We start from the raw sequence: 26289 nt of genomic DNA on the forward strand, positions 1-26289 counted from the left end.
AGATTTTGCAAATTCAGCAGATTAAATTTAGCCGAATGTATTCAGAATTCTACGAGAAAATCTACTGAATCTGCAAAATCTGCGTTACAAAAATCACACAACATGTAAAAAAATCCGTGAATCTCTGCGATATCTTTGTGAATCTCTGCGTAATAATCCGTAGAGATTCACAAAATCGCATTACATTATTTTAACCGATGTCATACTTAAAGACCCAGCCAATAGTTTATCATTAAACAAACTGAGTTCTTCTGATTTTTCTTTTAACCCTAAAGTATACAGTAATGGTAAATAATGTTCAGGAGTAGGAATTGCCAATTGGGTTGCTTTATTCATTTTTTCAAAGTCAATCAAAGGCTGGAAATTATCATCCAATAAGTAACCGTTGATGGTTTCTCGTGCTTCAATTGCCCAATCGTAACCGTAATTGTCTTTATCAAAGTTCCTGAAATCGACCAATCGTAAATTATGAACAATGTTTCCGCTTCCAATAATCAAAACTCCTTTGCGGCGCAACGATTGCAGCTTTTGTGCCAACTCAAAATGGTATTGTCCTGACTTCGTATAATTGATACTCAACTGAATCACCGGAACGTTTGCTTCCGGATACAGATGTTTAATTACACTCCAGGCACCATGATCCAGTCCCCAGTGCTCGTCTAAATCTACAAGTACAGGTTCTAATATTTTTTTAGTCTCCTGAGCCAGTTCCGGGCTCCCTTTTGCAGGATATTGTACGTCAAAAAGAGCTTGTGGAAATCCTCCAAAATCATGAATCGTTCTGGGCATTTGCATCGAAGTCACCTTAGTTCCGTTGGTAAACCAGTGAGCAGAAACACACAAAATAGCATTGGGCTGCGGAAGTGTTTTTGCCAGATTTCGAAAACCGGTTACAAACTGATTTTCCTCAATCGCATTCATCGGACTCCCGTGTCCCAAAAACAAAACCGGCATTTTATCCGTATTCGAAAACGAAGATGAAATCGAATGTAAATCGTTTAGTGTTGTCATAGTAAAAGGTTATCACACGAATTTCACAGATCTTACCAATACTAAATCTAAAAAATTCGTGACAATTAGTGAAATTCGTACTTTATTCCTCGAAACTCTCGTCTTTAAAACCTATCAAATATAACTTATTTTTAGCACGCGTCATAGCCGTGTACAGCCATCTGATGTAATCGCGATCAATTCCGTTTGGCAAATACGGCTGTTCGATAAAAACTGTATTCCATTGCCCTCCCTGTGATTTATGACAGGTGATTGCATAGGAAAATTTCACCTGCAAACCGTTAAAATATTCGTTTTCTTTTACTTTCTGAAACTTCTTGTATTTGGTACTTTCGTTTTCATAATCTTTCATCACTTCCTCATACAAACGATTGGATTCTTCATAAGTTAAAGATGGAGATTCACTTTTAATAGTATCTAAAATTAATACCGTTTCAAAGGGCTTTTGATCCGGATAATCGACCATTCTGATTTTTACTTTTGCAAAATTAAACCCGTACAATTCCTTGATTCCAAAAAGCTCCAAAACTTCGATAATATCTCCATTGGCAATAAATCCTGCTTCATCTGTTTCTTTCAGCCAGAAATAATTGTTCTTTACCACCATCAGGAAATCTCCTGCCGAAAGTTCACTTTCTTTAAACAGAATTCTGGTTCGAATCTGTTCGTTATACTGATTAGCTCTTTTATTCGAGCGAACAATAAAAGCAGTATCTTCAATACTATAATTGCTGTAAGCCATATTAATAGCGTCCTGAATATCATATCCGTCCGTCAAACGGACAATGTCTTTAAATCCCCTAACATTGAACCTAAATTCGGTAATAAAACTCTCTTTCAAAAGCTCTCTTAGTTCTGTCGCATTGAACAAAATTCCGGAACTTTCTTCCTGACGCATTACTTCATCCAGTTCGATATGTTCGACTTCTTTACCATAGTGAATCCCTAGAGTATGCGTATCCAAAGCCGGGCTAATATCCATATTTACAGGCGGAAGCTGAGCAGTATCTCCCAAAAGAATCATTTTACAATTGGTTCCCGAATACACATAATTAATCAAATCATCCAGCAGTGATCCGTTATCGTACAATTTTGAATCGGAATTATTATCCGAAATCATTGAGGCCTCATCGACGATAAAAATGGTATTTTTATGTTTGTTTTGCTGTTTCGTAAAAGCTACACCTCCACCGGAAGATTTCTTGGGGAAATATATTTTTTTATGAATCGTAAATGCGGGCGTATTCGCATAATTAGCGATTACCTTTGCTGCACGTCCCGTTGGCGCTAACAATACATACTTTTTATTAATATCACCCAAATTGTTCACGATGGTCGAAATCACAGTTGTTTTTCCCGTTCCTGCATATCCTTTCAGAACAAAAATGGTGTCGTTAGCCGGTTCGGTTAAAAAAATAGCGATTTTTTGAAAAAAAATATCCTGCTTATACGTTGGAGCAAATGGAAATCTCTTTTGTAAAATGCCGTAAAACAATGCTGAATTCATAGGGTAAATTTGAGATACAAAGTTCGTCTTTTTAAATGGCAATGCCAATTTAAAATTTTAATCCCGACGGGATTTATTAACGAACCTTAAATTTATTTTCCATAAAAAACTATTCTTAACTTTCTTTTAAAATGAATGTGAAATTGTTTTTTGAAATTGCAATTATTATTGTTGCTTTTTAATTTGTAAGTTTGTGGTCGCCTAAAATTCCTTCTTGTAAAACAGGTAACGAATTGTAAATCAATATGTCATTACAAAACACTAACATCACTTCAAAAAATTACAAAAAGCTTTCTATTCAGGTTTCTCTGACCGGATTGTCATTTTGCTGTTTTGATACTTTAAATAATACCGTTACTTCTTTAAAAGAAATTCATTTCGATACGTTTCACAAAACGACCAAAATTGAAGAATTGTTTGGAGATGTTTTTAAAAATCATCCTGAATTAAAGGAAACTTATGATGAAGTTTTAGTAATTCATAATAACAACCTGTCCACTTTTGTTCCAACGGCTTTGTTTGATGAAAACTACCTTGGAAGTTACCTGCAATACAACACAAAAGTTTTCGAAACTGATTTTTTTGCTTACGATCAAATTTCAAAATATCAAATGAATGCGGTTTACATACCATATGTCAATATCAACAATTTTTTCATCGATCAGTTTGGTACTTTCGATTACAAACATGCCAACAGTATTTTAGTAGAAAAAATTCTGGACGCTTCACGAAACAATGACGATAAAAAAATGGTGGTTAATTTCAACCCCGGTCATTTTGAAGTGATTGTAGTCCAAAATCAAAAACTATTGTTATTCAATTCGTTTGAATATCAAACACCTGAAGATTTTATTTATTATTTGCTTTTTACTGCCGAACAATTAAGTTTGAATCCTGAAAGTTTTCCACTTGAATTATTGGGCACCATCGACCAAAACGATGCGTTTTATGCGATTGCATATAAATACATTCGTCATATATCCTTTTTGGATGTAAGCACCTTACAGCAAAGAAATAGCTTCACCACAGCCGAAAATCAAAAACATTATATCTTATTCCAATCATGAGAATTATTTCAGGGAAATACAAAGGACGTCGCATTTTTCCGCCAAAAAACCTTCCTGTAAGACCAACAACCGACATGAGTAAAGAAGCATTATTTAATGTTTTGAACAATCATTTCAGTTTTGACAGTTTAAAGGTTTTAGATTTGTTTTCAGGAACCGGTAACATCAGTTTTGAATTCGCTTCCCGCGGAAGTGCTCCAATTACCTCTGTAGATGGCGATTTTGGATGCGTAAAATTCATCAAACAAGTTTCGTCAGAATACGATTTTGACATCGCGGCAACTAAAAGTGATGTATACAAATTTCTGGAAAACTGTAAAACGTCTTACGATATTGTTTTTGCCGATCCGCCTTATGGATTTGACCAGGCCTCATTCGAAAAAATTGTCCTAACGGTTTTCGAAAGAGAATTGCTTCACGAAGATGGCATGATGATTATCGAGCATTCCAAATACACCAAAATGGATCATTTGAGTAATTTTTCTTTTCAAAAAAGTTACGGAGGCTCTTTCTTCAGTTTCTTCGAATTGAACTCTACCGATGACGACGAAGAATTACCGGACGATTCATCTACTAAAATAACGGAAGAAGACGAAGGATAAACCTCGCTCTTCAAATACTGAATTAAAATTTAAAAGCAGAAAAACCTTGATTCGTCAAGGTTTTTCTGCTTTTAAAACATCGTCACAACAATCTGAGCATCTGCTCAACCTGGGTAAAAAACAAATTATAAAGAAGGCACAAGTATCTTAGAGATCTTCTCATAAAGCGGAGTTTTTACGCCATACTTAATCCCTTCATTCAACACAAACTTAGTAAGCGAAAATGCCTCAGTATTCTTGCCGGCTAATAAATCTCTGTGCATCGATGATGTAGCTTCGCGTGGTGATTTTTCCAACTTAAGTACGGTCTGATTTACAATATCATCCGGCAGTTTTAATCCTTTTGCTTTGGCAACCGCATCAATTTCATGTACCAATCCCACATAAACCGACATGGCATCCGGATTGTCCCGAATTTCACCAATATTCTGATTCAGATAAGAAGTTGTTGTGGCTAAAGCCGAAATAAAAATAAACTTCTCCCATACTGTTTCTTCAATAGTTTCCACCAAATAACTTTCAATTCTGGCTTGCTGAAAAATCCTTTGTAATTTTTCTAATTTTGAAGCCGAAACCGTCTTAGAACCAAAAAACAGTTTTTCATAAAAGCCCATTTTACGAATGGTTCCGGGTAAAGTGATCATCGAAATGATATAGACACAGCCTTGCAGAATATCGTTCTGAGGAAATATTTTCTGAATGCGTTCCGGAGCGTCAACTCCATTATACAATGGAAGAATAACCGTTTTAGCTACAATACAGCTTTGAAGCGAAAGCAAACTTTCCTCAATATCATAGGTTTTGGTAGCACAAATTAAGTAATCCAGTCCCCCAATTTCCTCCGGATTATTCGAAACCAATTTTGGATGCACAATCATTTCTGATTCATCGGTTACAATTTTCAATCCGCTATCGGCAATCGCTTTTTGTGTCGCGCCACGAGCAATAAAAATTACTTCAACTTCATCCGATTTATAATAGGCTTTCGCCAAAAGTCCGCCGAAATAACCACCTACTCCACCAAGTCCTAAAATTCCAATTCTTTTCATAAAATCTTATTTAAAAAAACTCAAATTTGAAATTCCAAATTCCAAGCTTCAAGTTTCAAGTTTGACATCACACATCTCACATTTAACATCTCACATCTCACATCTCACAACACTATTCCCCCACAACAGGGTTCAGATTCAGCTCTGTAAAATCGCGTTCTGTTTTCGAAATGATAATCGTTGCTACCGTATTTCCAATCAAATTGGTAATCGCTCTCGCTTCACTCATAAACTTATCAACTCCCAGTAAAAAAGCCAAACCTTCAACCGGAATTTTATGCAAGGCCGTTAAAGTCGAAGCCAGCACAATAAACCCGCTTCCGGTTACTCCGGCAGCCCCTTTTGAGGTAATCATCAAGATTCCGATAACGCTTAAAATCTCAAAGAAACTCAAATGCACGTCATACAACTGCGCCAGAAATATTACCGACATCGACAAATAAATCGAAGTTCCGTCCAGATTAAAAGAATAACCCGTTGGAATCACCAATCCGACAACCGATTTACTGCATCCCATTTGTTCCAGTTTCACCATAATACTGGGTAAAGCCGCCTCAGAAGATGAAGTTCCGAGTACCAGTAAAAGTTCTTCCTTTATGTATTTCAAAACAGAGAGAATACTAATTTTATAATATTTCAAAATACTTCCCAAAATCAGAAAAACAAAAAGCGCCATCGTCAGATACACACACAACATCAATTTCCCAAGCGGAATAAGTGTCTGCAGACCAAACTTTCCAATAGTGTAAGCCATACCTCCAAAAGCACCGACAGGAGCGAGATACATCACATATTTTAATCCTAAAAAAACCACATTAGAAAAACGTTCCAAAACCAGAATCGTCTGTTCTCTTTTTTTATAAAAATTCAACGCGATACCACAAACAATAGCAGCTAATAAAACTTGCAATGTAAAATTGGACAAGAAAAACTGCAGCCATGAAAAATGTTCAGCCGCATTCGTTGTATATTGACTGGCATCTCCCAAAGTCAAACTGGATTTATCAATTTTACCGGGTTTAAAAAAATAAGCCACAGCAACACCAATAGCCAATGCTACAGTTGAAACCACTTCAAAATAACCTAGTGCTTTAATTCCAATACGACCCACTTTTTTCAGATTTCCCATTCCGGAAATCCCCAAAACAATGGTTAGAAATATAATCGGGCCTATAAAAAGTTTAATCAGCGCAATAAACTTAGCTCCCAGTATTTCCATTTTCACACCATTTTCAGGCGAAAAATGACCGAGCAAAATTCCGGCAATAATGGCAATTAGCACCCAAAAAGTAAGGTTCGTAACGATAAGCCTGAAAGTGCTTTTTGGAGGTTGATTCGAAGAATTTGGAGTAGTAATATTCATGAAGGCAGATTAGAGAGTTTCACAAATATATAAAAAATGCAGACCTATAAGCCGGATTCTGTCCCCGATAAATCAGGGCCTTATCATTTATCTAGATTCCGCATTACTGCGGAACTCAAGCTACCTACCCTTCAACAACGGACGAGAAGCCCTTAAATGCTGATATACTTGGTATTTCACCGCATAGAGTTTACCTGGTTTCACTACAGCATTACCTGTACATACTTTCTGTTGCACTTGTCCTTGCCCCGATTAATCGGGACCGACGGGTATTACCCGCTATGCTTCTCTGTGGTGTCCGGACTTTCCTCCCTTCCGATCAATCGGAACGACGATAAGGCGGTCTGCGGGGCAAAAGTAACACTTTATCTACTAAGAATAATGATTTTAAATTTTAGATTTTCACTCCATATTCGTAACAATTTAATTTTAAATTGGTTATCTTTAAAACCCATAATTTTAAAATTCAATTATCATGACTAGAATGTATCACTACGCAACTGTTTCAAAAGCTTTAGATCAATTGAATGAAAAAGGATTTACGTTTGATTTTAACTTAAACTCAGACATGATAAAAAAGAATCCTGAAAAATTTGAAATTGTTCATGTGTATCGATACGAAGGGAATTCAGACCCCGGCGATGAGGCAGTTGTATACGGAATTAAATCAATCTCAGGCAAAAAAGGGGTTTACGTGGCAGGTTTCTCTGCTGACTCCGATCAGGAAACGGTAAAGTTTTTATCGGATTTAAGTATTAAGGGAAGGTAATTTACAGGAGCTAATCCTACCGAAGGATTTCCGTGAGCAACTGGTCAAATGCGTTCTGGTTTCTTACGGAAATCCCTTCCGGACTACTATCTACAAATGATTAACTTATTCATGCTGCGACACATCATTGTACTGCCAAAGCACGTTTATAATCTTCCATTCTCCGTTGGTTTTTACAATGTGCATATAATCAATCCAGGCATCGGCCAGTAACTTTACTGATGCAGTTCGTGCTGAAACATCCAATAGCTTTACTTCCTTTCTGGGGTTTTTCGGGAATTTGTCTCCTTTCGCATTATAGGTTTCTGCAAGAAGCACCATATTCTCCGTAAAATATTCTGAGACATAATCTTTTTGAGCGGCTTTACTTTTAAAGACCGATCTCTTTACCAATCTGGGATGCAAAGCGCTTTCCATCAATTTCGGATTAGGATTGTGCTGCGCCTCGATATAAGCTAAAGCAACACGTTTGATATCAAGTGTATCCTGAGCGGTTTGCGCTTTACCATTTAATGAACAAAAGAGCGTCACAAGAAACGACAAAGCAAGATAACGTTCTGAAAAATTCATTTACTATTTGTTTTAAAGGAGTTATAAACTAACGATATTCTTTCGGATTAAAAATAGTATATTTTTCTAATCTAATAAACCGCAATTTATAAAACTTACAGTCACTCAAACACTTAAAAATCTTTGAATTTTTAAATTTTTAATTCACTAAATTATACCCTATATTTGCTAACGAATAAAATAGAATATGGAACAATTTGTAGTATCGGCACGTAAATATCGTCCACAAACCTTTAAGGATGTTGTGGGACAGAAAGCCATTACCAACACTTTGTTGAATGCTATTGACAGCAATCACCTTGCTTCTGCTCTTTTATTCACCGGACCGCGTGGTGTTGGAAAAACAACTTGTGCACGTATCCTGGCCCGTAAAATAAATCAGCCCGGATATGACGATCCCAATGAAGATTTTGCTTTTAACGTTTTTGAGTTAGATGCCGCTTCCAACAACTCTGTGGATGACATTCGTAATCTGATTGATCAGGTTCGAATCCCACCACAAACCGGACAATATAAGGTGTATATCATTGACGAGGTACACATGTTGTCTTCAGCAGCTTTTAATGCTTTCCTTAAAACATTAGAAGAACCGCCAAAACACGCTATTTTCATTCTGGCAACCACAGAAAAGCATAAAATTATACCAACGATTTTATCCCGTTGTCAAATTTTTGATTTCAAAAGAATTACAGTAAAAGATGCTAAAGAACATTTAGCGGATGTTGCTGCAAGTCAGGGGATCAATTTTGAAGACGATGCCTTGCACATTATTGCTCAAAAAGCTGATGGTGCAATGCGTGATGCTTTATCTATTTTTGACCGTGTGGTTTCGTATTGCGGAACTAATTTGACGCGTCAGGCGGTAACCGAAAACCTAAACGTTCTAGATTACGAAACGTATATTAGCATTACCGATTTACTTTTAGAAAATAAAATTCCGGATCTATTACTGGCGTACAACGATATCCTTGCAAAAGGTTTCGACGGACACCATTTTATCGCCGGACTGGCTTCGCATTTCAGAGATTTACTGGTAAGTAAAACTCCTTCGACAATCGCTTTACTTGAAGTAGGCGAACAGGCACAACAAATGTATGGTGTTCAGGCGCAAAAATGCTCTCAGGATTTTTTGTTGAAAGGTATTGATATTGCCAACGACTGTGATTTAAAATATAAACTAAGTCAAAACCAACGTCTTTTGGTTGAACTTTGTTTGATGCAATTGGCCTCTATCAATTTTGATGGAGAAAAAAAAAAGTTGAGCAATTCATAATTCCCCCTACTTATTATAAAAATGGAGGATATTCTATAGTAGAAGTTAAAACTCCAAAAACAGAAACTGTTCAAACATCTGAAACGGTAACTTCTCAAAATGCAGAAACAACTTCAGCACCAAAAACAGAAGTTCCTGTAACTCCTCAGCCTGAAACCAGTACGGAGCCTAAAATTTCTGCCTTTTCCTTATCCAGTATTCGCAAGAAAAAAGAACTGGAAGCCAACAGTAAAACTGTTGTAAAGCCGACTACTGAACTGCCTACGGAAGAATTTACCGAAACTGAAATGCTACTGCAATGGAATAAATATGCACAGCGTCTGGGCGATAAAGGTCATAAGATCATGCAGTCTTTATTGTTGATCAATGATCCTAAATTAAACGGAACTGTAATTACTTTTGAACTTCCGAACGAAGGCGCTAAGCTGGATTTTGAAGGTCAGATATATGGACTTTTAGGTCATCTAAAAGGTCATTTGCACAATCATGACATTACCATTGAGGTTCAGGTTAACGAAACTATCGAAATTAAACGCAGTCTTAACGATCAGGACCGATACAATCGCTTTGTGGAAATCAATCCAAACATCGAACTTTTACGTTCAACATTTGGACTAGATTTGCCTTCTTAACTTCTTATTTAGTATACAATCCCCAGTTGTATACTTTTTGAAGCCATTTTTTTCTTTGCACTTCATCAGCAGTTTTTATAATTCCGATGTAACTCACTTTCACCGGCTTGATACCACAGAATTCGAGCGTAGCTTTTTTAAGCTGATTGACACTGGGTCTTCCGTAAAACAATCTGTAATACCAGCCAGGCTGGTCTAAAGTGGTGATAATATGAGCGGTTTTTCCTTTTAACAATTTGTCCCACCAAACTGAATTTTCACGATATTGAAAAGCCATACCTGGTAAAAATAGCCGATCTATAAATCCTTTAGTAATTGCCGGCAAACCGCCCCACCAAACTGGATGAATCCATACTAAATGGTCTGCTTTTTTAATCTTCTCCCAAGACGCCAGAAGATCAGGTTCTAACTCGGTTCGTTTTTGATAACCAAATTGTAAACTCGGATTGAAATTTAGCTCTGCAATTGTAATTGTATCTACCGTGGCTTTCGATGCGATTGTTCCTTTGAGATAAGATTCTGCAATCGCAAAATTAAAACTGGATGAGTTTGGATGGCCGTTGATGATAAGAATATTTTTCATTTTCAATTAGCTTATTTTGACATTAATGGTGTTGTACCCCGTTAATTCTTCATAAATTTCTTCAGAAGAATGTATCTGATGGCTAAAGTAGATTCCGTCAGCTACTTTTTCACTCAATAGTTTTTCGATATGTAAAACTGCCGAAAAAGCCGTCAATTCTGCCTGACCTTTTGTACTCTGCAAACTGATGCGTTTTGTTTTATACTGCGTTTTAATCACGACTTCAAAAACAGCCTGATCTCCTTTCCCACTGGAGCCAAACAACAGCTGCCTTTCTTTTAAAGACATAATATTAAAAACCTTAAGCGATTGAAGATACCCCATTAAACGGGTAACTACTTTTGAATTATAAGTCATTTTTACCGAAACAGTTGGTATTTTTTCGATCTGATTTAAAATAAATAAATCCGGAACATCCAAGTTATACACTTGCCGTTTTCCTATTCCAAATGAAAAATTAAAGTTTTGTGAGTCTGAAAAATGTTTGACATTTTTAGAGCTGTCATTCTCATAAATTACGAAGGGCTTACAAACGTTTTCAGCCAAAAAATGAGCAGAACTTTTTCCTGCCAAATCCCTGATAGAGTAATAAATATAAAGATTTGTTTCCTGAATTTTAGCACTATCCGGTTCTATATGATTCACCAGACTGCTTACAATCCCCCCCATCCAGCCTGACGCAAAAACAATTCGACTGTTTATCTTAAGTTTATTTGCTTTGGCAAAATTATATGCAGCAGTTAAATCCGGAGTTGGTTTTGTGATATCAAGATAGTCCAAACCGTTTTGAATGGCAAATTGCAAGATTTCATTATCACGATCTTTGGTACACATCACAATCATATCGATGTTATGTTCCAATATCGCATTAAAAGTTTCTGGATTGTTTACATCTACAACTAAAGTGCTTCCATTTTTTCCGGCATGACGACTGCCGACAAAGACTTTATAGTCGGAATTTCTTCCTTTGAGTATGCGCAAAATAACTTTACCTACTATTCCTGTTCCACCGATTATTAAAATATTTTTCCTCATTATTCTATTTGTTTGAAACAAAAATAATATGGAAACCTCTCTCAGGAACCGGACAAATGTCCTATAAAATTGCTTTACGGATTCGGCTTAAATGTCTTGGAGTAACCCCCAGATAAGAAGCGAGATATTGAAGCGGAATCAGCTGAATGTAATTTTTGTGATTTTGATAAAGTTCTTCATACCGCTGAGTTCCTGAAAGTTTCTGAAAAGAAATCATTCTTTTTTGCAGTGTCACATACTCCATTTCTGCAATTTTACGACCAACTTCCTGCCAATAAATACTGGATTGATACAGTTTTTCTATTCCATCTTTACTGATAACTTCAATTTCAGTATCGGTAAGTGCCTGAATATTTTCTTCGGCGACTTTTTGCGTGATAAAACTTGAAAACGATCCCATAAAATCGTTCTCAAAAGCAAAACAATTGGTGATCTCATTGCCCTGATGGTTGAAAAAGAAGGATCTTAAAATTCCTTTTTTAATCAGTACAATTTCGTTACAAACCTGATCCTCTCTCAATAAAAGATCCCCTTTTTTAAGTTTTCGGACTGTAACTAACTCATCCAGCTGATCTAATATTTCCTGCGGCAAATTCTTAATGGATTGAAAAACGGTTTTCATTACAGACTTAAAATAAATTAATTTTTAGGAGCAAAAATCTTTTCTATTCTCTTGTCCGGAATGAGCCATAGTAAAGCAACAATGAAATAAGCCGCACCCGAAGCCCATTCGTTGAAAAACGAAAATACTATTCCTAAAATATACAACAATGAAGAAGCATGTCCTTTTAAATCACGTCCGATCGCTTTTGCCAATGTCGAATTTACACCTTCGCTTACAATTATGATTCGCTGTAAAATAAAGTATGCAATAGAGCACAGTAGTAATACGGCTCCGTACAAAGTCATAGAAGCTTTTGCAAAGTTATGTTCGCCCATCCATCCGGTTGCAACAGGAATTAGGGAAAGCCAAAAAAGTAAATGCAAGTTGGCCCAAAGAATTTTTCCATTTACCTTACCCAGGCTATGAATTAAATAATGGTGATTGTTCCAGTAAATACCCACATAAATAAAACTCAGCACATAACTCAAAAACTTAGGAATCAAAGGTTTTAAATCGGCAAATTCAGAACCTGCAGGTACTTTAATTTCCAAAATCATGATGGTAATGATAATAGCCAAAACACCATCACTAAAAGCTTCAAGTCTGGTTTTATTCATTTATTTTATTTGTTGGTTAGCATTTATTTTTGCCGCAGATTAAAAGATCTTCTCCGATTTATTATTCCAATTATAAAAAAGATTTTTTTCTAATTCATAAAATTCGTGGCAGAAAAATATTTTAAAAATTAAATTTTACCGTAATACATCGCTTTTACAATTCCGTCAGAAAGTCCGATTTTAGGAACGTAAATCTGACGTGCACCACTCCATTTCATGGCATTCAGATAAATTCTGGTAGCGTGAATAATTACGTCAGCACGATCGGAGTTCAAACCTAATTCGGCAATTCTTTGCTCATAACTTAAGGAGTTCAGAAAAGCATATTGTGAATTGATATAAATATACGAAAGTGGTTTTTCCTGCTGTTTCCCGGACATTTTAAACAATTTATTAATGTTTCCACCTGAACCAATCAGCGTTACCTCTTCATAATCCGCCGTGTTCGTTTTGATCCATTTTTCAATTTCATCCCAAACCACATCATGCACCATATTGTTTAACAAACGAACGGTTCCGGCTTTGAAAGATCTTGAATTGATCATTTTTCCGTCTGAGAACAAAGTAAACTCGGTACTTCCACCACCCACATCTACAAAAAGATACGTTTCGTCTGTTTTTAGGAGATGATGTAAATCGGTCGAAGCAATAATTGCGGCTTCTTTTTTACCGTCAATAACTTCTATTTTTATATCGGCTTTTTTCTTGATTAGTGCTACAACTTCCTTAGCATTATAGGCCTCTCGCATTGCAGAAGTTGCAAAAGCCATATAACGTTCTACTTTATGTACTTTCATCAAAAGGTTGAATGCTTTCATGGCATCCACCATTCGGTCTATATTTTCTGCTGAAATTTCTCCTACGGTAAAGGCATCTTGTCCCAAACGAATTGGCACACGAACAAGGGAACTTTTGTTAAATTGAGGTTCTTTTCCATCTTGTTCTACAACATTCGATATCAGAAGCCTCATGGCATTCGATCCAATATCTATCGCTGCAAATTTCCTTATATTAATCATGCTCACTTATGATTTTATTTTTTTTATTGTTTTTAATTAATCGCTTACGCTACACCACTTCTTCCTGAACTGTTATTTTATTCTGATAGTATTTGTACGTTTCTAACTGTGCTCTAAATGGGGCGTGATGATTTCTAGGCTTGTATTTATTATCCAATTTATAGGAATGATATCTCACTTTGACATTCCCTTTCCATGCTATATTGAAATTATCTATCAGTTCTTTCTTTATTTGAAGATCATAAATCGGGCAGGTGACTTCGACTCTTCCGTCAAGATTTCGGGTCATGAAATCGGCTGATGAAATGTATACTTCGGTCAACCCGGCATTTCCAAAAATATAAACTCTTGAATGTTCCAGATAATTGTCTACGATACTTATGGCTTCGATATTTTCACTCATTCCCGGAATTCCCGGAATCAGCGAACAAATTCCTCTTACCTGAAGTTGAATTTTAACTCCCGCATTACTGGCTTCATACAATTTATCGATCATTTTAAAATCAGATAAACTATTCATTTTCAACTTAATATGTGTTTTTCTACCTGCCAGCGCATGCAGAATTTCACGATCGATTAATTTGATGAATTTTGTTCGGGTATAATGTGGGGATACAATTAAATGTTTGTATCGGTGTACTCGGTAATTGATATCAAAGAACTCGAATATTTTAGAAATGTCTTTCAAAATTTGCTGATGACAGGTGAATAAGGTTACATCGGTGTAGATTTTAGCCGTCGATTCGTTAAAATTTCCGGTTGAAATAAATCCGTAGCGGCGTGTTTTTCCTTCTTCTACTCTTTCGATCACACAAATTTTGCTGTGTACTTTTAGGCCTTTTATTCCAAAAATCAAATCAATTCCTTCCGTTTGCATTTGCTCGGCATAGGAAATATTGGACGCCTCATCAAATCGTGCCTGAAGTTCAATCTGAACCGTTACTTTCTTACCATTTTTCGCAGCATTAATCAGGGAACTGATAATCTGTGAGTTTTTTGCCAAACGGTATAACGTAATTTTTATACTGGTTACTTTTGGATCTAAAGCAGCTTCACGCAAAAACTTTGTCAGATAAGAAAATGACTGGTACGGGGCATGCAGCAAATAATCTTTTTTATTAATCTTTTCTAAAATACTTCCCTCCAGACTCAAACCCGGAATTGGCAAAGGTTCATTTGGTTTATATAGTAAATCATAACGTCCCAAATTAGGAAAACTCATATAATCACGTCTGTTGTGATAACGTCCTCCCGGAATTATACTATCAGTTTCAACGATTTTCATTTTATCTAAAAAGAAACGCAATGTATCTTCCTCGATCAAATTATCATAAATAAAACGAACGGGCTCTCCTATTCTTCTGTCTTTTACAGATGATGCAATTTTTTCGAGCATACTTTTACTCAAATCGCTGTCGATATCCAACTGGGCATCACGCGTAATTTTGATCATATGTGCCGAGACACTTTTGTAATCAAAAATATTGAATATGTTTTTCAGATTGTAACGAATTACATCATCAATCAGTATCACATATTGTTTATCATCTTCTGATGGTAAAACTACAAACCTGTTTATTGTTTTAGGAATTTCGATAACAGCATAGCGAACTTCGTCGTTGGTATTCATTTCCAGGCGAACTGCCAAATATCCCAAGGTATCTTTAAGAACAGGGAATTCTGCCAGATCATTTAAGATGATGGTTACCAATTCAGGGCTTAACTTCTGAACAAAAAAGTCTTTCAGATAGCTCTCCTGATCTCTTGTAATTTGATCTTCATTGATAATAAAGATATTTTCGGCTTCCAATTCTGCTTCGATATTTCCCAAAATGCGCAAACTTTCAGATTGCTGCTGAATAACAATTTCGGTAATGTCTTTAATTAATTGGTGCGCTGAAACTCCTCCTAAATATTTTTCACCGGAAATTCCGGAAAGGCTTAATCTTCGAATTGCCGCATAACGAACTCTAAAAAATTCATCTAAATTGTTGGAAAAAATTCCAACAAAACGCAACCTGTCTAAAAGTGGAACTGAACTATCTCCGGCTTCCTGAAGTACTCTTGCATTAAACGCTAACCAACTCTTTTCTCTATCGATATATTTCTGTTCGTACACTTTATCTATTTTAAATCTTTGGGGAAAATTGTTTTATGAGTTTTACCTTTATGAATGCTGTCCCAGCTTTCGGCATCAAACTGTAGTGATACAAAGCCTGACGTAGGTACATTTTCGATAAAAACATCCCCAAATTTATTAACAAAATTTGTAATAGCCTCGTTATGTCCAAAAAGAATAACGCTTTCAAAACTATTATCACATGATTTGATAACTTTTTCGAGTTGTCTGTCATCAAAAGTATAAAGGTCGTCTTTAAAAATGATACTTTCCAGAGGATATGAAATATTCTGTGCAAAAATGAGCGCTGTTTCCAGGGCCCTTGCAGCAGTACTACTCCACATTATATAGGTTTTTGGAAGAAACTCTAAAATTGTAGACGATACGTCGTGTGCGTCTAAAATGCCTTTTTTCATTAAAGGTCTATCGAAATCTTTTAACGGAGCTTCCCAACTTGATTTTGCATGGCGTATTAAAATTAAGTTTTTCATAAGCAAAAGGTTTACAAACTTCTTTACTGAAGATGATTTTTTTATTGAACTTCTAATTTACAAAAGAAATTCTAAACCTTTTCATTTTTTTACTTCTGTTAACATTTAAGCAAAATTTTAACGGATAGCACCGCCGTCTAAAATCTCAAAAATCAAAAAAAGAAAAATCTCTCTTTTTAACAAAAAGTGCTCTTCATCTATTAAATCAAGCACTTAGTCGATAGTATTACTATTCTCAAAAAACAATCTAAATAATTGAATATTAAACATTTAAATCATTTTTAAAATTCGGTTTTTAATGGGAAATATAAATTTTAGACCCTTTTTTATTTGTCAAAAATGTCTAAAAAAAGTGTTTTTTAACGCTTCATTTAACAAAAAAAATACACTTCAACGAGTTTTTAGGTTAGTTACGGAGAAAAAAAAACAAAATTAATTACACCTTATAACTTTGGTTTTGTTAAAATATCACAAGTACTTCAAAAAACAAAATCCTAAAATATGAAAACTAAAACTACTCTACCAGAAGTGGGAAATTTCATTAAATGTGGTACCTATTTTTTCCCGTTTCACAAAAACGCTCATCAAGATGCCTTTTCCAAAATTAGTTTAAAATCATTTTTAATTTTAATTTTAGGATTAGCCATGTACTCTTCTGCAGTTGTTGCTCAGGAAATCCCTGTTAGATATGGAAATACTCTTCCTTATAGCAAGGCAACCTCAAAGTCGGCAAAAACAGCAGCTTCTACAGAAGCTGTTAGTGCACTGGCAGCTGTTGCCGGCTCTATTGATGTCGCCAATTCTTCTACTGGCTATAATGCTTATAGTGCGGATCAGCTGGTTCGTAACATACTAACCTCCGGCTGTTTGACCATCAGTAATGTTCGTTTCGGTTATTACAGAAATAACAACAACAACTGGACCTGGGTCGATCACACCTGGTCTGCTACTGCGGGAGATCGTCAATTGGGTTATTTCAGCAAGGGTACTTCAACCTTTCCAATCGACGAAGGACTTCTTTTATCTACAGGAAAAATTAGCTCTGCCATGGGGCCGAATACCTATACCAACAAATCGGATGCAATGGTAAGTGCAGCAAGTGATCAGGATTTAACTGCAATTTCGGGAGAAACGATGCATGATGCCTCTATATTAGAATTTAATTTTATTCCGGATGGTAATCTTGTAGAATTCAAATTCGTTTTTGCTTCAGAAGAATATCTGGAATACGTAAATACCGATTTTAATGATGCATTCGGTTTCTTTTTAAGTGGTTTTGGAATTACCGGAACTTATACCAATAACGCTATCAATCTTGCACAATTACCAAACGGTGATGCCGTAACCATAAACAACATACATTCTGCCGGGACAAACGTAAATAACGTTGCTTTTCCGGCAAAAAATGCTACCTATTATTCAAACAATCCCCCTGGTTCCACCACTATGGAGTACGATGGTTCAACAGTAGTTCTTACTGCTACTTATGCTGTTACAGCGGGAAAAACTTACAAAATAAAAATGGCCATTGCCGATGCCTCAGATCAGCAATGGGATGCCGGTGTATTTTTAAAAGCAAAAAGTTTTGCTACAAACACTTTAGTTATCACTAATCCTGCGCCTGTATGCGTAAATGGAACTGCCGACCTTACTTTGCCAGCTGTTACCGCAGGAAGTACTTCGGGATTAACTTACACCTATTGGCAAGATGCTGCTGCCACTATTCCATACAATACACCAACTGCAGCGCCAGTGGGAACTTATTATATCAAAGGTCAAAATACACAATCCGGTTGTTCTGACACAAAACCAGTTGTTGTAAGCCAAACCAACATTGTGATAACCGAAACTGCGGCTTCGCATGTTGACGTAAAATGTAAAGGAGGAGCAACAGGTTCTGCAACGGTAACTGCTTCGGGAGGAAGTACGCCTTATACCTACTCCTGGAACACCACTCCGGTACAAACCTCAGCAACGGCTTCTAACCTGGCTGCCGGAACTTACACCGTAACCGCTACCGACTCCAAAGGATGTACCGGTACCAAACAAATCATTATTACGGAGCCGAGTGCTGTCTTAACCGCTACCACTTCACAAACCAATGTGACCTGTAATGCAGGAACAACAGGTTCTGCAACAGTAACTCCTGCCGGAGGAACTTCGCCTTATACCTACTCCTGGAATACCTCTCCGGTACAAACTTCAGCTACGGCTTCAAACTTAGCTGCCGGAACTTATACCGTAACCATTAAAGATGCTAATCTGTGTACGATTACTAAAACTTTCACTATCACAGAACCAACAGCTATAACTGCCACCACTTCGCAAACCAACGTGCTTTGTAAATCAGATACAACGGGTTCTGCAACAGTAACAGTTTCGGGAGGAACAGGAGCCTATACGTATTCCTGGTCACCTTCCGGAGGATCAGCAGCAACGGCTTCTAATTTAGCCGCTGGGACCTATACCGTGACCATCAAAGATGCTAATCTGTGTACCATCACTAAAACTGTTACCATCACAGAACCTGCAGCTGCTTTGACGGCTACTACTTCACAAACCAATGTGCTTTGTAAATCAGATACAACGGGTTCTGCAACAGTAACAGTTTCGGGAGGAACAGGAGCCTATACGTATTCCTGGTCACCTTCCGGAGGAACTGCTGCAACAGCTTCAAACTTAGCTGCCGGAACTTATACTGTGACTATTAAAGATGCAAATCTTTGTACCATCACTAAAACTGTTACCATCACAGAACCTGCAGCTGCTTTAACAGCTACTACTTCACAAACCAATGTGCTTTGTAAATCAGATACAACGGGTTCTGCAACAGTAACAGTTTCGGGAGGAACAGGAGCCTATACGTATTCCTGGTCACCTTCCGGAGGAACTGCTGCAACAGCTTCAAACTTAGCTGCCGGAACTTATACTGTGACTATTAAAGATGCAAATCTTTGTACCATCACTAAAACTGTTACCATCACAGAACCTGCAGCTGCTTTAACAGCTACTACTTCACAAACCAATGTGCTTTGTAAATCAGATACAACGGGTTCTGCAACAGTAACAGTTTCGGGAGGAACAGGAGCCTATACGTATTCCTGGTCACCTTCCGGAGGAACTGCTGCAACGGCTTCTAATTTAGCCGCTGGGACCTATACCGTGACCATCAAAGATGCTAATCTGTGTACCATCACTAAAACTGTTACCATCACAGAACCTGCAGCTGCTTTAACAGCTACTACTTCACAAACCAACGTGCTTTGTAAATCAGATGCTACGGGATCTGCAACAGTTACACCTGCAGGAGGAACAGGAGCCTATACGTATTCCTGGTCACCTTCCGGAGGAACAGCAGCAACAGCTTCAAACTTAACTGCCGGAACTTATACTGTGACTATTAAAGATGCTAATTTGTGTAGTATCACTAAAACCGTAACCATTACCGAACCTGCAGCGCCTCTAACCGCTACTACTTCACAAACCAATGTAGCTTGTAATGCAGGGACAACAGGTTCTGCAACGGTAACAGTTTCAGGAGGAACCGGAGCCTATACGTACTCCTGGGCTCCATCCGGAGGATCTGCGGCAACGGCTTCTAATTTAGCTGCCGGAACGTATACTGTAACCGTTAAAGACGCTAATCTGTGTACCATCACTAAAACATTTACCATCACTGAACCAACAGTTCTAACTGCTACTACTACGCAAACCAACGTACTTTGTAAATCAGATGCAACGGGTTCTGCAACAGTTACACCTGCAGGAGGAACGGGAGCTTATACTTATTCCTGGGCTCCATCCGGAGGATCTGCGGCAACGGCTTCTAATTTAGCTGCCGGAACGTATACTGTAACCGTTAAAGACGCTAATCTGTGTACCATCACTAAAACATTTACCATCACTGAACCAACAGTTCTAACTGCTACTACTACGCAAACCAACGTACTTTGTAAATCAGATGCAACGGGTTCTGCAACAGTTACACCTGCAGGAGGAACCGGAGCCTATACGTACTCCTGGTCACCATCTGGAGGAACTGCTGCAACGGCTTCTAATTTAGCTGCCGGAACGTATACTGTAACCGTTAAAGACGCTAATCTGTGTACCATCACTAAAACATTTACCATCACTGAACCAACAGTTCTAACTGCTACTACTACGCAAACCAACGTACTTTGTAAATCAGATGCAACGGGTTCTGCAACAGTTACACCTGCAGGAGGAACGGGAGCTTATACTTATTCCTGGTCACCATCTGGAGGAACTGCTGCAACGGCTTCTAACTTAGCTGCCGGAACTTATACTGTGACCATCAAAGATGCTAATCTGTGTACTATCACTAAAACTTTTACCATCACTGAACCTGCAGCTGCTTTAACAGCTACTACTTCACAAACCAATGTAGCTTGTAATGCAGGGACAACAGGTTCTGCAACAGTGACACCTACAGGTGGAACCGGAGCTTATACGTACTCCTGGTCACCATCTGGAGGAACTGCTGCAACGGCTTCTAACTTAGCTGCCGGAACCTATACCGTGACCATTAAAGATGCAAATCTTTGTACCATCACTAAAACTTTTACGATCACAGAACCTGCAGCTGCTTTGACGGCTACTACTTCACAAACCAACGTGCTTTGTAAATCAGATGCAACAGGTTCTGCAACAGTGACACCTACAGGTGGAACCGGAGCATACACTTATTCCTGGTCGCCATCAGGAGGAACTGCTGCAACGGCTTCTAACTTAGCTGCCGGAACTTATACTGTGACCATCAAAGATGCTAATCTGTGTACTATCACTAAAACTTTTACCATCACTGAACCTGCAGCTGCTTTAACAGCTACTACTTCACAAACCAATGTAGCTTGTAATGCAGGGACAACAGGTTCTGCAACGGTAACCGTTTCAGGAGGAACCGGAGCTTATACGTACTCTTGGGCTCCATCCGGAGGATCTGCTGCAACGGCTTCTAACTTAGCTGCAGGAACTTATACCGTGACCATAAAAGATGCTAATTTGTGTAGTATCACTAAAACCGTAACCATTACCGAACCTGCAGCTGCTCTAACAGCTACTACTTCACAAACCAATGTAGCTTGTAATGCAGGGACAACAGGTTCTGCAACGGTAACCGTTTCAGGAGGAACCGGAGCTTATACGTACTCCTGGGCTCCATCCGGAGGATCTGCTGCAACGGCTTCTAATTTAGTTGCCGGAACGTATACTGTGACCATTAAAGACGCTAATCTTTGTACCATTACTAAAACTTTTACCATCACTGAACCAACTGCTATAACTGCAACCACCTCACAAACCAACGTACTTTGTAAATCAGGTACAACAGGTTCCGCAACAGTAACACCTACAGGAGGTACCGGAGCTTATACTTATTCCTGGGCTCCATCCGGAGGATCTGCTGCAACGGCTTCTAATTTAGCTGCCGGAACGTATACTGTGACCATTAAAGACGCTAATCTGTGTACGATTACTAAAACTGTAACCATTACCGAACCTGCAGCTGCATTGACTGCTACAACATCACAAACTAATGTGTCTTGTAATGCTGGAACAAATGGCTCTGCAACGGTAACCGTTTCAGGAGGAACCGGAGCTTATACGTACTCCTGGGCTCCATCCGGAGGATCTGCTGCAACGGCTTCTAATTTAGCTGCCGGAACGTATACTGTGACCATTAAAGACGCTAATCTTTGTACCATTACTAAAACTTTTACCATCACTGAACCAACAGTTCTAACTGCTACCACTTCACAAATGAATGTAGGTTGTGGAGGTGACAATACAGGATCAGCTACTGTAACTGTTTCCGGCGGAACTCCAGCTTATACTTACTTATGGTCCCCTTCTGGTGGAACAGCTGCTACAGCAAGTAATCTTACTGCGGGAACTTATACCGTAACTGTTACAGATGCGAACTCTTGTACCATATCTAAATCAGTTACTATTATTGATGGAGATTCTGTTAAACCAATAATTGACCCTCTGCCGCAATCTTCTACTATTAACTGTCCTGCGACACCAGTATTTGCTACTGCCACCGCAACAGATAATAATGGAGTGATTTCATCTTTAACTTACCAAGATGTTATTACACCTGGTGCATGTGCGGGTTCTTATACACAAACCAGAACCTGGACTGCTGTTGATGCTTGTGGAAACACCTCTCTTCCTGTTAGTCAAGTGATAATTGTACAAGATATTACTGCTCCTACCTGGTCTACTGCAGCGGCTTCTTTAAACAAAACATTAGAATGTAGCGATACAGCAGGTTTAACCGCCGCACAGGCTTTATTCCCAACCGCTACAGATGCTTGTGATACCGATGTTTCGAATATCGTAAAAGTAAGCGGTGCTTTTGTAGCCTCTCAAGGTTGTGCAAATGCCGGAACGTATACCAATACCTGGACGGTAAAAGACGATTGTGGAAATACTTCTGATACTTTCACTCAGGTGATTACCATTCAGGATACTTCAAAACCAACATGGTCTACTCAGATTGCTTCTTTAAACAAAACACTGGAATGCAGCGATACAGCAGGTTTAACCGCCGCACAGGCTTTATTCCCAACCGCTACAGATGCTTGTGACACCGATGTTTCCAATATTGTAAAAGTAAGCGGTGCTTTTGTGGCCTCACAAGGTTGTGCAAATGCCGGAACGTATACCAATATCTGGACCGTAAAAGACGATTGTGGAAATACTTCTGATACTTTCACTCAGGTGATTACCATTCAGGATACTTCAAAACCGACATGGTCTACTCAGATTGCTTCTTTAAACAAAACACTGGAATGTAGCGATACAGCAGGTTTAACCGCCGCACAGGCTTTATTCCCAACCGCTACAGATGCTTGTGATACCGATGTTTCGAATATCGTAAAAGTAAGCGGTGCTTTTGTGGCTTCTGAAGGTTGCTCTAATGCCGGAACGTATACCAATACCTGGACCGTAAAAGACGATTGTGGAAATACTTCTGATACTTTCACTCAGGTGATTACCATTCAGGATACTTCAAAACCGACATGGTCTACTCAGATTGCTTCTTTAAACAAAACACTGGAATGTAGCGATACAGCAGGTTTAACCACCGCACAGGCTTTATTCCCAACTGCTACAGATGCTTGTGACACCGATGTTTCCAATATAGTAAAAGTAAGCGGTTCATTTGTAGCTTCTGAAGGTTGTTCTAATGCCGGAACGTATACCAATACCTGGACCGTAAAAGACGATTGTGGAAATACTTCTGATACTTTCACTCAGGTGATTACTATTCAGGATACTTCAAAACCAACATGGTCTACTCAGATTGCTTCTTTAGACAAAACATTAGAATGTAGCGATACAGCAGGTTTAACCGCCGCACAGGCTTTATTCCCAACCGCTACAGATGCTTGTGATACCAATGTTTCGAATATTGTAAAAGTAAGCGGTTCATTTGTAGCTTCTGAAGGTTGCTCTAATGCCGGAACCTATACCAATACCTGGACGGTGAAAGACGATTGTGGAAATACTTCTGATACTTTCACTCAGGTGATTACTATTCAGGATACTTCAAAACCAACCTTTACCGGAACATTGCCTGCCGATATTACTGTTTCTTGTGATGCTGTACCTCAGCCGGCAAATATGGAGGCTTCCGATAATTGTAGCGGTAACTTACCAATCGTTTTCAGCGAAACAAAAACCAATTCTGAGAATCAATGTAGTACCAATTATACTTTAACCCGTAAATGGACCACCAGTGATTGTAGTGGAAATACAATTTCTTACACTCAGATCATAACCGTTAAAGATACCACTCCGCCTACAGGAACAGCTCCGGTAAATGTAGCAAATCTGCAAACTATTGCTGATATCCCTGCCGGAAACCCGAGCGACATAACAAATGCTGTGGATAATTGCAGCAGTACAGTAAACATTACTGTAAGTGACGCTGATAATGGAGGAAGCGGTTGTGATGGAAGTCCTTACATTCTAACACGAACTTATACTTTAACAGATTGTGCCGGTAATAAAACACTACTGACTCAAACCTTTACGGTAGAAAACAAAGTTTCAGTATCCGGAGTTGCTACAAATGTGAACTGTTCGAACGGAAGAACTGGTTCAATCCTGGTGACTAGTAGCCCTGGTTCTACCGTTATCATTAAAAATGAAAAAAATGAAACTGTTGGAAATACCAATTTACCGGCTGGTACATATACTCTAATAGCAACATCTTCTGTAAACAAAGGAAACCAATCATGTACTGCTACTGCAACTGTTACAATCACAGCAACTCCTAACGAAAGAACGGTTGTTAACAGTTCAGCCTGTAACGATGATTCGACCATTATTAACTTGCTTTCATTGTTACCTGAAAATACTCCTACTAATGGAATCTGGGTAGACAACAATAATACCAACAGCATACAAGGAAACAATTTCAATCCTTTAGGTCTGGCAATAGGAAATTATACATTTGAATACAATATACCTGACGCAAGCTGTCCAAGAAGTATTGTACTGAATATGGTAATAAATGATGATTGCAAAGTACTTGCCTGTGGAAGTATAGTAGTTCACAATGCTTTCTCTCCAAATGGTGACGGAATCAACGATGTCTTCACTATAGACAGTATTGGTGATACCACTTGTTATCCTGAGAATGATGTAGAAATCTATAACCGCTGGGGAGTATTGGTATTTGAAACACATAATTACAACAATCAAACCAATGCCTTCGACGGAATTTCAAGGGGCCGAACCACAGTGAAACAATCTGACGGGCTACCAACGGGAACTTATTTCTACATTATTAACTACAAATCACTGGACGGAAATAATGTACTTCAGAATAATAAAAAAGATGGTTACTTATATTTATCAAAATAAAAAACAAAACATATCTCACTGCATAGCAAGTACATAAAGAAGCTTTTGCAATTAATTAATAAAAAAAATCCTTATTTTTGATATATACAAATGCATAAACTTTTTTACAATTTAAATTGATAAAAAGTAGTACTAATGAAAATAATAAATACCACTATGAGAACAAAATTATTTTTCTTCGTCATTATGTTTGTAACAATTGCGAGCTATGCACAGCAAGATGCACAATTTACGCAATACATGTACAATACCATAAACATTAATCCGGCTTATGCGGGATCGCGAGGAGCTTTAAGTGTTTTTGGATTATACCGCACCCAATGGGTTGGGCTCGACGGGGCTCCGGAAACCAGCGCTTTCTCAATCAATAGCCCTATAAATAATAGTAATTTAGGAATCGGAGCCACTTTGGTAAATGATAAAATTGGCCCTACTAACGAAAATAACTTTTCTGTAGACCTTTCCTATACCGTTCAAACCTCAGCTGATTTTAAACTTTCGTTTGGTATCAAAGGAACAGCAAATCTGTTCAACCTGGATATCAGCAAATTAAACCCGGAGAATCAGGGAGATCCACAGTTTCAGGATTTAAACAATAAGTTTTCACCGAATGTGGGAGCCGGAGTTTATTGGCATTCTGATAAAGCATACATTGGTTTGTCAGTACCTAATTTTATCGAAACCAATCGATACGATGATAATGATTACGCCATTTACAAAGATAAAATCAATTATTATTTAATAGCCGGATATGTGTTTGATCTTGACAGACTTCAATACATCAAATTCAAACCTGCTTTACTGACCAAAATGGTCGAAGGAGCTCCGCTTCAGGTAGATGTTTCTGCCAACTTTATGTTCATGGATAAACTTGTGGTTGGAGCAGCCTACCGATGGAGCGCTTCACTGAGTGCTATGGTAGGATTCCAGATTACCGACGGTCTCTACCTTGGTTATGGGTACGATCGCGAAACCACACGTTTAAACAACTATAATTCAGGATCACATGAGATATTCCTGCGTTACGAATTCTTCAAAAACAATGGTAAAATGACAACGCCACGTTTCTTCTAAAAATTA

19 protein-coding genes and 1 other RNA gene are annotated in these 26289 nt (G+C 38.0%); 7 read left to right on the forward strand and 13 right to left on the reverse strand.

Features of this window, described 5'->3' with window-relative positions; all coding sequences use genetic code 11:
* Nucleotides 1-180: 180 nt before the first annotated feature.
* Both ygiD and ACAM30_RS00265 read right to left on the reverse strand, forming a co-directional pair.
* Nucleotides 181-1011: a 4,5-DOPA dioxygenase extradiol gene (gene ygiD, locus ACAM30_RS00260; protein ID WP_369616688.1), complete on the reverse strand. Its 831-nt coding sequence runs from the start codon at nucleotides 1009-1011 to the stop codon at nucleotides 181-183.
* Nucleotides 1012-1093: 82 nt separating this feature from the next.
* Nucleotides 1094-2518: an ATP-dependent RecD-like DNA helicase gene (locus ACAM30_RS00265; RefSeq protein ID WP_369616689.1), complete on the reverse strand. Its 1425-nt coding sequence runs from the start codon at nucleotides 2516-2518 to the stop codon at nucleotides 1094-1096.
* A gap of 245 nt (nucleotides 2519-2763) precedes the next feature.
* On the opposite strand from ACAM30_RS00265, the gene ACAM30_RS00270 reads away from it, so the two are divergent.
* Nucleotides 2764-3585, forward strand: coding sequence for a DUF3822 family protein (locus ACAM30_RS00270; RefSeq protein WP_369616690.1), 822 nt, complete (start codon nucleotides 2764-2766; stop codon nucleotides 3583-3585).
* Nucleotides 3582-4187: an RsmD family RNA methyltransferase gene (locus tag ACAM30_RS00275; RefSeq protein ID WP_369616691.1), complete on the forward strand. Its 606-nt coding sequence runs from the start codon at nucleotides 3582-3584 to the stop codon at nucleotides 4185-4187. The genes ACAM30_RS00270 and ACAM30_RS00275 overlap by 4 nt, the downstream gene beginning before the upstream one ends.
* 125 nt (nucleotides 4188-4312) lie before the next feature.
* Here the strand turns inward: ACAM30_RS00275 and ACAM30_RS00280 are convergent, their stop codons facing one another.
* From ACAM30_RS00280 to rnpB, 3 genes are all read right to left on the reverse strand, one after another.
* Nucleotides 4313-5236: a ketopantoate reductase family protein gene (locus tag ACAM30_RS00280; protein ID WP_369616692.1), complete on the reverse strand. Its 924-nt coding sequence runs from the start codon at nucleotides 5234-5236 to the stop codon at nucleotides 4313-4315.
* Nucleotides 5237-5348: 112 nt separating this feature from the next.
* On the reverse strand, nucleotides 5349-6599 hold the full coding sequence (locus ACAM30_RS00285; protein ID WP_369616693.1) for a cation:dicarboxylase symporter family transporter: 1251 nt from the start codon (nucleotides 6597-6599) through the stop codon (nucleotides 5349-5351).
* Between the two features lie 31 nt (nucleotides 6600-6630).
* An RNA gene (gene rnpB / locus ACAM30_RS00290) (RNase P RNA component class A) lies at nucleotides 6631-6950 on the reverse strand.
* A gap of 124 nt (nucleotides 6951-7074) precedes the next feature.
* Between rnpB and ACAM30_RS00295 the strand changes: the two genes are divergently transcribed.
* A complete protein-coding gene (locus ACAM30_RS00295; RefSeq protein ID WP_369616694.1) occupies nucleotides 7075-7368 on the forward strand; it encodes a hypothetical protein in 294 nt (97 codons plus the stop codon).
* A gap of 105 nt (nucleotides 7369-7473) precedes the next feature.
* Here the strand turns inward: ACAM30_RS00295 and ACAM30_RS00300 are convergent, their stop codons facing one another.
* Nucleotides 7474-7938 (reverse strand): nuclear transport factor 2 family protein, encoded by a 465-nt coding sequence (locus ACAM30_RS00300; RefSeq protein ID WP_369616695.1) that lies wholly within the window; start codon nucleotides 7936-7938, stop codon nucleotides 7474-7476.
* Nucleotides 7939-8125: 187 nt separating this feature from the next.
* Between ACAM30_RS00300 and dnaX the strand changes: the two genes are divergently transcribed.
* A complete protein-coding gene (gene dnaX, locus ACAM30_RS00305; protein WP_369616696.1) occupies nucleotides 8126-9211 on the forward strand; it encodes a DNA polymerase III subunit gamma/tau in 1086 nt (361 codons plus the stop codon).
* Nucleotides 9212-9498: 287 nt separating this feature from the next.
* Entirely contained in the window at nucleotides 9499-9843 is a 345-nt protein-coding gene (locus ACAM30_RS00310) for a DNA polymerase III (RefSeq protein WP_264530646.1), read from the forward strand.
* Between the two features lie 4 nt (nucleotides 9844-9847).
* Here ACAM30_RS00310 and ACAM30_RS00315 read toward each other — a convergent pair whose 3' ends face one another.
* From ACAM30_RS00315 to ACAM30_RS00345, 7 genes are all read right to left on the reverse strand, one after another.
* Nucleotides 9848-10426, reverse strand: a complete 579-nt coding sequence (locus ACAM30_RS00315; RefSeq protein ID WP_369616697.1) for an NAD(P)H-dependent oxidoreductase — start codon at nucleotides 10424-10426, stop codon at nucleotides 9848-9850.
* A 6-nt stretch (nucleotides 10427-10432) separates the two neighbouring features.
* Nucleotides 10433-11461, reverse strand: a complete 1029-nt coding sequence (locus ACAM30_RS00320; RefSeq protein ID WP_369616698.1) for a saccharopine dehydrogenase — start codon at nucleotides 11459-11461, stop codon at nucleotides 10433-10435.
* A 61-nt stretch (nucleotides 11462-11522) separates the two neighbouring features.
* A complete protein-coding gene (locus ACAM30_RS00325; RefSeq protein ID WP_369616699.1) occupies nucleotides 11523-12083 on the reverse strand; it encodes a Crp/Fnr family transcriptional regulator in 561 nt (186 codons plus the stop codon).
* A 17-nt stretch (nucleotides 12084-12100) separates the two neighbouring features.
* The gene (locus ACAM30_RS00330; protein WP_369616700.1) at nucleotides 12101-12682 is read right to left on the reverse strand and encodes a TMEM175 family protein; all 582 of its coding nucleotides are present in this window, start codon (nucleotides 12680-12682) and stop codon (nucleotides 12101-12103) included.
* Between the two features lie 128 nt (nucleotides 12683-12810).
* Nucleotides 12811-13701 carry a Ppx/GppA phosphatase family protein gene (locus ACAM30_RS00335; RefSeq protein WP_026110010.1) on the reverse strand — a complete coding sequence of 297 codons (891 nt, stop codon included), beginning with the start codon at nucleotides 13699-13701 and terminating at the stop codon, nucleotides 12811-12813.
* A 49-nt stretch (nucleotides 13702-13750) separates the two neighbouring features.
* A complete protein-coding gene (ppk1, locus tag ACAM30_RS00340) occupies nucleotides 13751-15820 on the reverse strand; it encodes a polyphosphate kinase 1 (RefSeq protein ID WP_369616701.1) in 2070 nt (689 codons plus the stop codon).
* 5 nt (nucleotides 15821-15825) lie between these two features.
* Nucleotides 15826-16311: a histidine phosphatase family protein gene (locus tag ACAM30_RS00345; protein ID WP_017496680.1), complete on the reverse strand. Its 486-nt coding sequence runs from the start codon at nucleotides 16309-16311 to the stop codon at nucleotides 15826-15828.
* A gap of 501 nt (nucleotides 16312-16812) precedes the next feature.
* Here ACAM30_RS00345 and ACAM30_RS00350 point away from each other — a divergent pair.
* Nucleotides 16813-25209 (forward strand): choice-of-anchor L domain-containing protein, encoded by an 8397-nt coding sequence (locus ACAM30_RS00350; protein WP_369616702.1) that lies wholly within the window; start codon nucleotides 16813-16815, stop codon nucleotides 25207-25209.
* 156 nt (nucleotides 25210-25365) lie between these two features.
* Nucleotides 25366-26283 carry a type IX secretion system membrane protein PorP/SprF gene (locus ACAM30_RS00355; RefSeq protein WP_369618630.1) on the forward strand — a complete coding sequence of 306 codons (918 nt, stop codon included), beginning with the start codon at nucleotides 25366-25368 and terminating at the stop codon, nucleotides 26281-26283.
* Nucleotides 26284-26289 lie beyond the last annotated feature (6 nt).

Source organism: Flavobacterium sp. CFS9, assembly GCF_041154745.1.
GTDB lineage: Bacteria > Bacteroidota > Bacteroidia > Flavobacteriales > Flavobacteriaceae > Flavobacterium.

Bases quoted from the DNA above. Each gene is read 5' to 3' on its own strand.
- ACAM30_RS00330 (WP_369616700.1), bottom strand. From the start codon at position 12,682: ATGAATAAAACCAGACTTGAAGCTTTTAGTGATGGTGTTTTGGCTATT.
- dnaX (WP_369616696.1), top strand. From the start codon at position 8,126: ATGGAACAATTTGTAGTATCGGCACGTAAATATCGTCCACAAACCTTT.
- ACAM30_RS00335 (WP_026110010.1), bottom strand. From the start codon at position 13,701: ATGATTAATATAAGGAAATTTGCAGCGATAGATATTGGATCGAATGCC.
- ACAM30_RS00265 (WP_369616689.1), bottom strand. From the start codon at position 2,518: ATGAATTCAGCATTGTTTTACGGCATTTTACAAAAGAGATTTCCATTT.
- ACAM30_RS00325 (WP_369616699.1), bottom strand. From the start codon at position 12,083: ATGAAAACCGTTTTTCAATCCATTAAGAATTTGCCGCAGGAAATATTA.
- ACAM30_RS00320 (WP_369616698.1), bottom strand. From the start codon at position 11,461: ATGAGGAAAAATATTTTAATAATCGGTGGAACAGGAATAGTAGGTAAA.
- ACAM30_RS00280 (WP_369616692.1), bottom strand. From the start codon at position 5,236: ATGAAAAGAATTGGAATTTTAGGACTTGGTGGAGTAGGTGGTTATTTC.
- ACAM30_RS00345 (WP_017496680.1), bottom strand. From the start codon at position 16,311: ATGAAAAACTTAATTTTAATACGCCATGCAAAATCAAGTTGGGAAGCT.
- ACAM30_RS00275 (WP_369616691.1), top strand. From the start codon at position 3,582: ATGAGAATTATTTCAGGGAAATACAAAGGACGTCGCATTTTTCCGCCA.
- ygiD (WP_369616688.1), bottom strand. From the start codon at position 1,011: ATGACAACACTAAACGATTTACATTCGATTTCATCTTCGTTTTCGAAT.
- ACAM30_RS00310 (WP_264530646.1), top strand. From the start codon at position 9,499: ATGCTACTGCAATGGAATAAATATGCACAGCGTCTGGGCGATAAAGGT.
- ACAM30_RS00295 (WP_369616694.1), top strand. From the start codon at position 7,075: ATGACTAGAATGTATCACTACGCAACTGTTTCAAAAGCTTTAGATCAA.
- ACAM30_RS00285 (WP_369616693.1), bottom strand. From the start codon at position 6,599: ATGAATATTACTACTCCAAATTCTTCGAATCAACCTCCAAAAAGCACT.
- ACAM30_RS00355 (WP_369618630.1), top strand. From the start codon at position 25,366: ATGAGAACAAAATTATTTTTCTTCGTCATTATGTTTGTAACAATTGCG.
- ACAM30_RS00300 (WP_369616695.1), bottom strand. From the start codon at position 7,938: ATGAATTTTTCAGAACGTTATCTTGCTTTGTCGTTTCTTGTGACGCTC.
- ACAM30_RS00350 (WP_369616702.1), top strand. From the start codon at position 16,813: ATGAAAACTAAAACTACTCTACCAGAAGTGGGAAATTTCATTAAATGT.
- ACAM30_RS00270 (WP_369616690.1), top strand. From the start codon at position 2,764: ATGTCATTACAAAACACTAACATCACTTCAAAAAATTACAAAAAGCTT.
- ACAM30_RS00315 (WP_369616697.1), bottom strand. From the start codon at position 10,426: ATGAAAAATATTCTTATCATCAACGGCCATCCAAACTCATCCAGTTTT.